We start from the raw sequence: 9,062 nt of genomic DNA, 5'->3' as shown, positions 1-9,062 counted from the left end.
CGAGGTTTCTTTGGCCTGCCTTTTTGTTATTCCTAACTTTCGGCTCCAACACAAATTGCTATCAGATGATCCACAAGCTGTTCTTGCTATCATTTTTTCTTCTCGCCTTCATCACGATATCGAATGCTCAACTGATCACCGAGGAGGAAGACCTCGAGCAAGTAGGTGAGGGAGTCAATCTCAGTTCGCCGTACCATACCACGCTGACTTTTTTCTACAACTTGGAAAGAGACCACTTCTTTCCAAAGCGGGCCTCAAGGACCTTGGACAAAAGAGGAGTGGAGGGAAATGCAGAGGAGTTGGTGATCAAGCTTCAGCAGATTTTTGAAGGAAAAGGGATAGTAGTGAGGACCAGCGAAATCCCGAATGATCCCAACTATGTGGATTCTACGGATAATGCAGAAAAGAAATTCTATTTCGATCGCGACAAACTTCCTGGAATATACCTGGAGAAAAGAGGGAGTCAATGGCGCTTTTCCTCTTTTTCTGTAGGCCAAATTGACGCCTTACACAAAGAGACCTACCCCTTTGGCACTGATCGGCTTCTCAATATTCTTCCCAAAATAGGGAATCAGGAATACCTGGGACTCCAACTTTGGCAATTGGTCGGGATTGGGATATTGGTCCTTCTCACCTTTCTGGCACATTTTCTTTTCACCTTCCTGGTGGACAAGGGATTAATTTATTTGATGAGGCGCCTGGGCTATGGCTATATCGGAGAAAATTATCTCTTACCGATAGCAAAAATCTGCAGTTTCTATCTGATCGTGATTTTGCTCTCGCTTTTGATCCGGGTGCTGCAGCTCCCGGTCGAAATCTATGCCTGGATCGTTCCAATAATTGAAACACTCAAGCCATTCCTCATCACGGTCATTTTCTACAAAATCGTGGATGTGGTCGCGGCGTATTTTGCCAAACTCGCCTCAAAAACCGAGTCCACACTGGATGATCAGTTGGTTCCCCTGATTCGGAAGACGCTTAAGGCCTTTGTGATCATCGTGGGAACCTTGTTTATCCTTCGTGATGGCCTTGATTTGGATATTATCCCGTTCCTGACCGGTTTGTCCATCGGTGGTTTGGCGATTGCATTGGCTGCCCAGGATACCATCAAAAACTTCTTCGGCTCGGTCATGATTTTTATAGACAAGCCTTTTCAGGTGGGCGATTGGATCACTTCGGGTGAGATCGACGGTACGGTGGAAGAGGTCGGCTTCCGTTCCTCCAGAGTTCGGACACCCCGGAATTCAGTCATGTATGTTCCCAACGGGAAAATAGCGGATGCTGTAATTGACAATCATGGGCTGCGGCAGTACAGAAGGTATACAACCAATCTGACGCTGACCTATGACACTCCACCAGCCTTGATTGAAGAATTTGTCAAAGGACTGCGCGAAATCGTCCTAGTACACCCAAAAACCCGTAAGGACTTTTTCACCATCTATTTCAACAACCTTTCCAGCTACAGTCAGGATGTCCTTTTTACTATTTTCTTTGAGGTTCCTACTTTACCGGATGAACTTCAAGCCCGGCACGAGATACTGGTTCAGGTGGTCAAATTAGCCAGAGCGCTTGGGGTGAGATTTGCATTTCCTACCCAAACACTTCATATGGAATCTTTCCCTGAGAAAAAAGGATTGGAACAGACCTATCCCGAATCTCAGGAATTTCAAGCCAGACTTAATCAGTTTTTAGCTCAGGAATTAACAAAAAAGGAAGACAACAAGGAGGACTAATTCGCTACGTTCAGGTAGCGTTTACTAACTTTTACTTGGCCGGCTTCATCCAGAAATTTCACCCAAAAAATGAATCTTCCGGAAAAAGCCGGTGCTAGGATTTCCTTTTCCAAGGTATTATCCCAAAACAAAACCGTCCTAAAATCCGGAAATTTCCCTCCCGTCCCGGGCTTCCCAAACTGGGATTTGTCAAGCTGAACGGAAGGTTGCAGACCGGAATAATCAAAAAACCGGGCATTTGAAGCGAGTGGAAACATTCCGAAATTGTTGGAATAACTGCTAAAACTGAGTACACCGGGATAGGTTCGGTCATTGAGGTAAAACTCCCGGTTGAGGACTTCCAACTTGCTCAAAAACTTGGGATTGAATGCTGAAAGCAAATCCGAATCGAAAACCGGCATGGCATCGACCAAAATCAACGGATTGGTATCAAAGGCAGCATTTCCTGCCTCATCGATCAAGCGGAACTCCTTCTTTTTGTCTCTAATTCTAACCGCCACGCTAGGCACGTACTCCCGGATGACTGTCTCCACAGTCTCAAATCGGGTGTAATCATCCAGCAAATAGGTATAGTCCGCCACAAATCCTGTTACCACTTCCAGGGAATCCTGATCAAAGGCCTCTACATAGTAGGACTCCACCGCCGAAGCTTTTTGAAGTTGAGTTAAAAACTCGAGGTCTGTCGACGGAATCGACAGGGTTGGAAACTTCATTTCAGGCTTGAATTTCGTCTTGATCACGGGTGAAACGATCTCCAACCCTTCCATTTCCGCACCATCTTCCAATTGGATAATCAGTCGGTCCCAATGGGATAGTCCACCTGCATCAAAGATTATTCGGCCATTGGAATCTACCCGGTCGGTAAATAGGGCACTTTGCTTGCCATGAAGTGAAAGAAAATAAGTTAATGTGGTATCCGACTGAGGAATCTTTGCCTCCACAATATGCCCAAAGAGCTCCGGAAGCAAGGTTTTTTCCTCGATTGAGGTGTAAATACCTGCTGACCGAATTGGCATGTGTTCTTCCTCCAGGTAAGGGTTGGCTATGGAAATCCCCGAGGAAAGAATTACAGGGGCTCCCGAAACCGAAATCCTGAAACTTTCTCCCGTTTTCGGATTTGGATTGCTGAGCTGGAGAAATCCCGGCTCAACTTCCGAACTTGACCTTGTTGGAGAATTTGTACTTACCGCATTCTTAGGGGGAATTTTAGAGTTGATTACCGTGACAAACTGCTGGGCAATGCCTTGGTTAATATCCAAGTAAGGACTGATCCGAGTGTACAGCCGAAGTAAATACTGATCAGAAGGAATCGATCCAGAAAGCAATAGGTAATTCAATGCCTTTCCCTGCTCCAACGGCACTTTGGCATAAGCTACTGAATTGGAAAAACGATCAACCAGTTCGGCATACAAGACCTGTGATGGGCTGGGATTTTGACCGGATTTAACTTCAGCCTCAAACCAGATCTTCTCTCCAACCACAAAGAGCGTTTTGGAAAGATGAAACGAAACAGCCTCAAAGGGACTGTTAGCCTCCTGCGCTTTAACGGCAGACAAGGAAATCAACAGTAAAAACCCTAACCATATAGCGTAAGGACTCTGACTTTTTAGATTTAACTGGATATATCCGCTCACTTTAATTTTTCTAAGTCTATCAATCATCTTCCCAAAAATCAGGTTTGACCCGTGAGGCATAAAGTGTACAATCTGCGCAGCGTCGATCCACTGGATAATACGCCACTATGGTAGTTCCCTCCATCAGTCCGCGTGCAGGCAAAACTGATCCGTCTCCAAAGGCGGTTTTGTAATTCTGAGACCGAACCTCTTCCAATCCGATTGCGCAGTCATTAAACTCAGGATCGAGGTATCCCCAAGGGGAAACATCTGTCAGATTGATGTAGATTCTTCGCTGCTTGACCACTCCCATGCTGATCTGACCGACAACGGGAATCCCAGAATCTCCCACTGACTTGATATTGCCGGAGATTTGAGAAGGAAGTGGGCTGAAAATCGACCCAATGTCCTCCGTATTTCTTTTTAAGGTCTCCCAAAACTGAACTGCTTCAGAATCGATGGCTTTCTGAGAAATCAAAATACTGTAGCGTTCCATGATCCGCTCATCCCCTTGAGGGATTTCAGTGATGGTTTTTCGAAAGACCACCTGATCCTGAAATCTGGAACTCGTCTCCAGTAAAATATCCGGATTCGTCTCATTTTTAAAGCAAAGGTCAATCTTCTCGGCCTGCGTGCGATCCCTTACATTACTGATTTTGGGATCATAAATATAAGGAACCCGAATTCGGGGACGGTAAATCCAGGTTTCTTCAAAGGTCCAGAGGAAATCATCGGCATTTTCATCACCCTGGGTAGTGACAAATACTTCAACGCCTTCCTCATCCTGCAAAAATCCTGCATCGATGATTTCCGGAGTAATAATTGGCTTCATAGTTTCGGATTCAAAAAGCTCCCCTGTTCGCAACTCAATTTCCAGCTGATATTCCATATCCTCCGGCATATTTTGAGCGATCGTATAGACTCCGGGCTCCTTTTCTGCCAAGGAAAAGGTTCTTCCGTTTTCTCCATAAAGTGTCACTTTTGCGCCTATCTCCGGGGCAAAAGTTGCTTCGGCACCGATCGATACAGTCCGGCTTAGCAAAAGCTCGCTTTCCAATCCCTCGGTATCCAAGTATCCTTCGACAACCAAAGCAGAGACACTCTCCTGGGAGACTTCAGGCTCATACGGCTCCCTACACCCAAAAGCCAAGATCAGAAAGCTTAAAATGAAAACAGTTTTTCTCATCAGAACCGGAAGTTGTAAGTAATAAAAGGAATGGGCTCTGCAAAAATGGCCAATTGATACCCTTGGAGTTTGCCTCCTTCAGGCACGTAATAAATGGAATACGGATTGTCCCGGCCCAAAATATTATAGACACCCAAGGACCAAGAGCTGTGGGCAATTTTGTTCACCTTATGATTTCCCTCTAAGTTGATCGATAGGTCAAGCCTGAAATAATCCGGAATACGCATGGCATTACGGTCTGAGAAGAAAACCCGCTCTGACCCGGCATATTGGAATTTGGAAATCGGCAAGGTAACTGGACGGCCGGTGCTATACTTGCCTGCTAGGGTAGTATTGAATCGTCTGCTCAGCTCATAATTCAAGACCAGATTGGCATTGTGCGGTTGATCAAAATTGCTCGGGTACCACTCGGATCGGTTGATTTTTTCTTTTCGCTCGCTGGGATCTGTCTGCAACAGGGAGCGGCTATAGGTATAGGCAAGTGATCCGTTCAATTTTCCCTGAGACTTTTTCAGGTAAAGTTCCAGACCGTATGCCTTCCCTTGGGTTATCAAAACATCCTGCTCAATTCGGTCATTGAGGACGATCGTCGCACCTGAGCGATAGTCCAGCAGGTTTTCCATGGTTCGGTAATAGACCTCAGCTGAAAATTCCAGGGTATTGTTTTTCAGATTTTGGAAATAGCCCAAAGCATATTGGATTCCCCGCTGCGGAGCAATGAAGGCATCACTCAGCTTCCAGGTATCAGTTGGGGTAATAACTGAGGAATTGCTCATCAGGTGGATGTTTTGCCGCATCGTGTTCACCCCTGCTTTGATCGAAGACCAGTTATTGATCGCGTATCTTCCGGAGATTCTAAACTCAGGTCCGTGGTAAGATTGGACCAGTTCACCTGAGTTGTAAGTCTTTTCTCCGGTGATATTTTCCGCCAAAAACGGCTCTCCCGGAGCATAAACCGGCAAAGTCTGGGGACCAAAATAGCCGTAAAGATTGTATCTCACTCCTCCTGAAACTGTCCATTGATCATTGATTTCAAATTCATCCCCGAAAAACAGGGAGGTCTCAAGGGCTTTTTCGGAAGCAACTTGATCCGGAATCACAATACTTTCCGCCCCAAAAGGTGCAATTTCTCCGGGGTTCAAATCGTACCAAATGGAGTGAATCCCATAGGTAAAGATGTGCCGCTGGCCTTTTTCCTGGCGAAACTGCGCCTTGAGAAAACGCTGCCGAATGTCAAAATTGTACTGATAGGAATTGAGCGGATTGTCCTCACCCTGCACCTGAAAATCATAGGCATCCTGACCTGCCGAAAAAGTGGCCTCCAATTGGTAATTGAAATAATGAGTCCAGGAGAGGGCGAAATTTTGGTTGGAATAACTGTAAACGGTATCAGGATCAAATTGGAACTCATCCTCGCTGTAGTAGCCGGTGAATCTGAGGATATTTTTCTCATCAAAACGATGCTCTATCGTCCCGTTAAAATCCGCAAAAAATGCCCGACTGGCTCCAATGTCTGCATTTTCCTCCAAGTAATCCAGCAACCAGTCCGAATAGGTCATTCTCGCCCCAACGATGAACGTGGTCTTCTGTCCAATCGGGCCATCAATACTTAGTCTGCTGGTTAGGGGACCAATTCCTCCTGAGCCTCCGATTTTATCCGTCCGGCCCTGCTTGGGTGTCACCTGCAAAACAGAAGAAAGCCTTCCTCCCAAGCTGGCTGGTATACCTGCCTTATACAATTCCACGCCCTGCACCATATCCGAATTGACCGCTGAGAAAAACCCGAACAAATGCGAGGGATTGAAGAGGGTGCTCTGATCAAAAAGAATGAGGTTTTGATCGGCGGCTCCACCTCGGACATTGAATCCCACACTGGCCTCTCCGGCAGTATTTACCCCAGGCATGGTAAGGAGTCCTTTGAGAATATCCACTTCACCCATCACAGCGGGTAGTTTCCTCATCTGCTGCACGGTCATGGACTGAACTCCCATCTCCGGCCGAGAGACATTGGATAAGGCGCCCGACCGGACCACCACTTCATTGAGTGAAAATACCCCCTCGCCGATACTCATGTTCAGTTCCCCGTCTCCCTGCAAATCGATCAGTCGCTGCTCGGTATACCCGCCGATATTCTGGACAAGCAGGGTCTGATTTCCCTTTGGCAAAGTCAACACATATCTTCCTTCCTGATCGGTGATGGTTTGGGTTTGGCTGAGTTTTTCATAGACTATGGCCCCATCGATGGGTTTACCGTTTTCGAGGCTCAAAATCTGCCCCTGGATTTTTGCCGTTCTCCCTTCACCGCTTGGCACTCCGATGGTGTACCGGCGGTTTCTTACAAATTCATCCTGTTGACTGAATTCACCGCTTCCGCCACCTTGTCCGGATTGGTTGAAAAACGTGTTTGGAAAATCAACTGTCAGTTTTTGTCCTTTGCTGATGAAGACTTCCCCGGACTGGGAAATCGTAAACTTGAGATCGGAATTCAAAAAAATCTGACTCAGTACCTCTTCAAGCTTGCTACTATCCGCCTGAATATTCACCGTCAACTCCCGAATATCTTCCTCCTTATAATAAAAACGATAGGTAGTTTCCTCCTCCACTTTTTCCATAAACCGCTCAAAAGCCACTCCCGGGAAAAATCCGGTTATTCGGTCCGCTGTCTGCTGGGCAAATAGACTGGAAGAGACTAAACAAAACAACACCAATAACCCCGCAGTAAAAATTCTAATCATCTGGTTATTTTTTTGAGGATTGATCTACTAAAAATCGGAGATAGACTTCCGGATTCTGCTTGAAATTCAGACTTCTGGACCTGAGTTGTTTTTTTAGTTCTTTGGGTTCCAAACCCAAAATTTCAATTGCCTGGTTTCCTTGGCTGATCGGATAGAACACCCCCGAATTCCAAAGGAAATAGTCACTTTTTTCTACATAAACCTCGTCGAAACGGGACATTTCGCGGGTAGACTTGGTGGTCTTGTACCGCTTGGCAAGTGCGGTAAAACTTCCCTCTCCAAGAATTTGATAAATTCCGTTTTGGTCACGGAAATAAGAAGAATTGCCTGGGAAAAAGCGGAAACGGGAGCCGTTTGAAAGCACAAATCCATCAATTTTCTCCGGCTTGATCAATATCTTTTGGTTGAAAATGGGGTGGAAAGTCACCAGTTGATCCCGATAGTTGTCATACAACAAAGGGACCTCAGGATAAACAATCCCATTGATGCTCAATGTCCCTTTTTCAAATTGCCGGGAAGCAAAAAAAGGAACTCCTTCGATCAACTTGGACGCCTCGGCATATTGTCCTCCGGTGATTAATTCCTGAAAATAGGGCAAAGCCTCTTTGTACTCGGATAGATATGCGAGATTTTCTCCGGCCACTTGTGCAATTCCGCTTTTCACAAAAAAGGCCGTGGTGAAAAGAAAAAATAGTATTTTTTGCATGTCGTAAAATACGATTCAAAATTCTAATGGATTCGATTTATTCAGAATATGTTTGAACGGCTATCCATTCCTTTGAAAGGAGCAAATCTCCTTAATTCAAGACCTATGACCTCCCGAAGAAACCTGTTAAAAACCCTTGCTTTGGCCCCCATGGCCCTAGCCGCTGGATCTGCATCTGCAGAGACACCAGAAAAAAAAGAAAGCACATTTAGATTCTCCCTCAATACCAGCACCATCCGGGGCCAAAAACTGAACCTTCCGCAAATCATCGAGCTGGCTGCACGGGCAGGTTATGACGGGTTTGAACCTTGGATGATGGAGATCGAGGCCTATGTCAAAGAAGGCAAAACCGTCGCTTCCCTGAAGAAACTGGCTTCCGATGCCGGACTGGAGTTTTTTGACTGCATTGGTTTTCCGACTTGGATGGCTCAGGATGAGGAGAAGAGCAAGACGGGTTTTGCCCAAATGGAAAAGGAAATGGGAATCCTGGCCGAACTGGGCTGTCCGCGGGTAGCGGCTCCAGCCATCGGCACCGAAGCCCCATTGGATCTATTGAAAGCCGGAGAACGCTATAAAAAGCTGTTGGAATTGGGACGAAAGACCGGCGTGATGCCGCAGTTGGAATTTTGGGGTGCATTTCCTTCCTTCTTTCATCTTGGTCAGGCCATGGCCGTAGCGGCAGCAGCGGATGACAAAGACGCCAAGATTCTTGCCGACGTGTATCACCTGTTCCGCGGAGGATCAGGATTTGAAGGAATGAAGATGCTGGACGGGCATGCGATTGACATTTTCCACATGAACGATTTCCCAAAAGAGATTCCGAGAACCGAGCAGCAGGACAAGGACCGCGTTTTCCCTGGAGACGGTGGTGCCCCTATGCAGGAACTCGCCGATACGCTGAAGTCAAAAGGCAAACCCATCATCCTTTCCCTCGAACTCTTCAACCCAACCTATTACGCCATGGATGCGGAATATGTGATCAAGACGGGATTGGAGAAGATGAAGAGGTTTTTTTGAAAGAATTTCCACTGGTCCACGGTTTAAACCGTGGACCAGTGGCGCTTTGCAGTATTAACTGCGCTTAATGAA

At 46.3% G+C, this 9,062-nt stretch carries 6 protein-coding genes; 2 read left to right on the top strand and 4 right to left on the bottom strand.

Annotated elements, in window-relative coordinates:
- Positions 1 to 65: 65 nt before the first annotated feature.
- Positions 66 to 1,733, top strand: a complete 1,668-nt coding sequence (locus D0X99_RS03965) for a mechanosensitive ion channel family protein (protein WP_119476322.1) — start codon at positions 66 to 68, stop codon at positions 1,731 to 1,733.
- On the opposite strand, the gene D0X99_RS03960 is transcribed toward D0X99_RS03965, so the two are convergent.
- From D0X99_RS03960 to D0X99_RS03945, 4 genes are read right to left on the bottom strand one after another with little or no spacing between them, the layout of a single operon-like run.
- The gene (locus tag D0X99_RS03960; protein WP_119476321.1) at positions 1,730 to 3,394 is read right to left on the bottom strand and encodes a hypothetical protein; all 1,665 of its coding nucleotides are present in this window, start codon (positions 3,392 to 3,394) and stop codon (positions 1,730 to 1,732) included. The two genes, D0X99_RS03965 and D0X99_RS03960, sit on opposite strands and share 4 nt — an antisense overlap.
- A complete protein-coding gene (locus D0X99_RS03955) occupies positions 3,387 to 4,532 on the bottom strand; it encodes a DUF4249 domain-containing protein (protein WP_119476320.1) in 1,146 nt (381 codons plus the stop codon). The genes D0X99_RS03960 and D0X99_RS03955 overlap by 8 nt, the downstream gene beginning before the upstream one ends.
- Positions 4,532 to 7,267: a TonB-dependent receptor gene (locus D0X99_RS03950; protein WP_119476319.1), complete on the bottom strand. Its 2,736-nt coding sequence runs from the start codon at positions 7,265 to 7,267 to the stop codon at positions 4,532 to 4,534. Before D0X99_RS03950 ends, D0X99_RS03955 begins: the two co-directional genes overlap by 1 nt.
- A gap of 4 nt (positions 7,268 to 7,271) precedes the next feature.
- Positions 7,272 to 7,973, bottom strand: a complete 702-nt coding sequence (locus D0X99_RS03945) for a hypothetical protein (RefSeq protein ID WP_119476318.1) — start codon at positions 7,971 to 7,973, stop codon at positions 7,272 to 7,274.
- Positions 7,974 to 8,078: 105 nt separating this feature from the next.
- Here D0X99_RS03945 and D0X99_RS03940 point away from each other — a divergent pair, with 105 nt between their 5' ends.
- On the top strand, positions 8,079 to 8,990 hold the full coding sequence (locus tag D0X99_RS03940) for a sugar phosphate isomerase/epimerase family protein (protein ID WP_119476407.1): 912 nt from the start codon (positions 8,079 to 8,081) through the stop codon (positions 8,988 to 8,990).
- The last annotated feature ends 72 nt before the right edge of the window (positions 8,991 to 9,062 follow it).

This window comes from Algoriphagus lacus (assembly GCF_003583985.1).
Taxonomy (GTDB): Bacteria; Bacteroidota; Bacteroidia; order Cytophagales; family Cyclobacteriaceae; genus Algoriphagus; species Algoriphagus lacus.
The sequence above is the reverse complement of the archived record's forward strand: the minus strand, read 5'-3'. Positions and strand labels throughout refer to the sequence as shown.